General features: G+C 68.0%; 1 protein-coding gene and 1 pseudogene. Both read right to left on the bottom strand.

The annotated features are described in order from the left end of the window. Positions 1 to 199: pseudogene (locus AC1DU6_RS29120) on the bottom strand (DUF934 domain-containing protein); the annotation flags it as partial. 77 nt (positions 200 to 276) lie between these two features. Next, the coding region (locus AC1DU6_RS29115) for a nitrite/sulfite reductase (protein WP_477861433.1) at positions 277 to 1,987 on the bottom strand (1,711 nt) is incomplete at its 5' end.

Below are 1,987 nucleotides of genomic sequence, written 5' to 3'. Positions count from 1 at the left end.
GGTCGGGAGCGAGCTGGTTGATGTCGGCATCGTTCGGGAACTCGATGGCGACCGGCGTGTTCGCAGGCCAGCGGGTCTTCACGGCATGCCATTGCTCCAGCGAGAGCAGGCGGTTGGGCGCCGGATCGGGATCGGGCTTGGGGCCGTCTTCGCCGATGGCGTGCTTCCATTGGCAGGTGGTGGCGTTGATGAATTTCATGCTCAGTGAGTGCTGGGCCGCCCCGAACTCACTGGCGCCCCCTTGGGGGGCAGTGAGCGAAGCGAGCGTGGGGGCGTTCATACTTTTGCGGTCGAGACGCGAACGGCGTTGGCCGCCGTCTTGAAGGGGTCGAGGCCCAGGCGCTTCACCGCGTTGACGAAGTGTTCTCCAGCCAAGCGCTCGCGCTTGAAGGTGTCGATGACGGCATCAATGGCGTCGGCGATCTCGTCGGCCGCAAAGCTCGGGCCGATGACCTTGCCGGCCACCGTCGTGCCCGACAGCACGGTGCCGTCGCTGCCGCCCAGCGTCAACTGATACCACTCAGTGCCGTCCTTGTCGACGCCGAGGATGCCGATGTGGCCGCTGTGGTGGTGGCCGCAGCTGTTGATGCAGCCGCTGATGTGCAGGTCGATCTCGCCGAGGTCCTCGAGTTCGTCCTGGTCTTGATAACGCTCGGCGATCTCTGCCGCCAGCGGCAGCGAGCGGGCATTGGCCAGCGCGCAGAAGTCGCCGCCGGGGCAAGCGATCTGGTCGGTCAGCAGGCGGGCGTTGGGCGTGGCGAAGCCAGCGGCACGGGCGGCCTGGAAGAGCTCGGGCAGGTCCGAGGCCTTCACCCAGGGCAGCACGAGGTTCTGGCGGTGCGTGACGCGCAGCTCGCCGTGGCTGAACTGGTCGGCCAGGGCTGCTGCGGTGTCCATCACGTCGGCGGTCGTGTCGCCGGGGGCGATGCCGACGCGCTTGAGGCTGAGCGTGACGGCGCGGTAGCCGGCGACGCGGTGGCCGTCGACATTGCGCGCCAGCCAGCGTGCGAAAGCCGGGTCGCTGGTGTCGAGCGTCGGCTCGGCGGCCGGTGCGACGCCGGCCGGGTCGACAAAGCAGGCCGTCACGCGGTCCAGCTCGGCCTGGGGAATGATGTGCTCGTGGCCACCGTTGTCGTCGGCCAGGATGCGGCGGTACTCCTCGTTGACGGCGTCGAAGAACTTCTGGCCCTCGGCCTTGACGAGGATCTTGATGCGGGCCTTGTAGAGGTTGTCGCGCCGGCCGGCCAGGTTGTAGCAGCGCACGATGGCCTCGATGTAGACGAGGATCTGCTGCCAGGGCACGAAGGCGTTGATCTCGACGCCCGGAATCGGCGTGCGGCCCATGCCGCCGCCGACCAAGACCTGGAAGCCGACCTCGCCGGCCTCGTTCTTCTTCAGCTGCAGGCCGATGTCATGCCAGCCGATGGCCGCGCGATCTTCCTTGGCGCCGCTGACGGCGATCTTGAACTTGCGCGGCAGGTGGGCGAACTCGGGGTGCAGGGTGCTCCACTGGCGCAGGATCTCGCAGTAGGGACGGGCATCGACGATGTCATCCGGTGCGATGCCGACGAAGGCGTCGCTGGTGATGTTGCGGATGCAGTTGCCGCTGGTCTGGATGCCGTGCATGTCGACCTCGGCCAGCAGCTCCATCACCGTGGCGCTGTCCACCAGCGGGATCCAGTTGTATTGCAGGTTCTGGCGCGTCGTGAAGTGGCCGTAGCCGCCCTGGCCGGCAAAGGGGCCGTCGGGCTGGCGGTCGTACTCGCGGGCGATCTTGGCGAGCTGGCGCAGCTGGCGCGAGGACAGCTCGCCATAGGGCACGGCCACGCGCAGCATGGGCGCATGGCGCTGGATGTACCAGCCGTTTTGCAGGCGCAGCGCGCGGAACTCATCGGTGCCGAGGGTGCCGGCGAGGTGGCGCTCGAGCTGGTCGCGGTATTGCGCGGCGCGGGCGTGGACGAAGCGGCGGTCGAAGTCGGTGTAGCGA

It is taken from the genome of Roseateles sp. P5_B10 (genome assembly GCF_056400485.1).
Note: the sequence above shows the minus strand (reverse complement) of the source record. Positions and strands in the feature narration are given on the sequence as shown.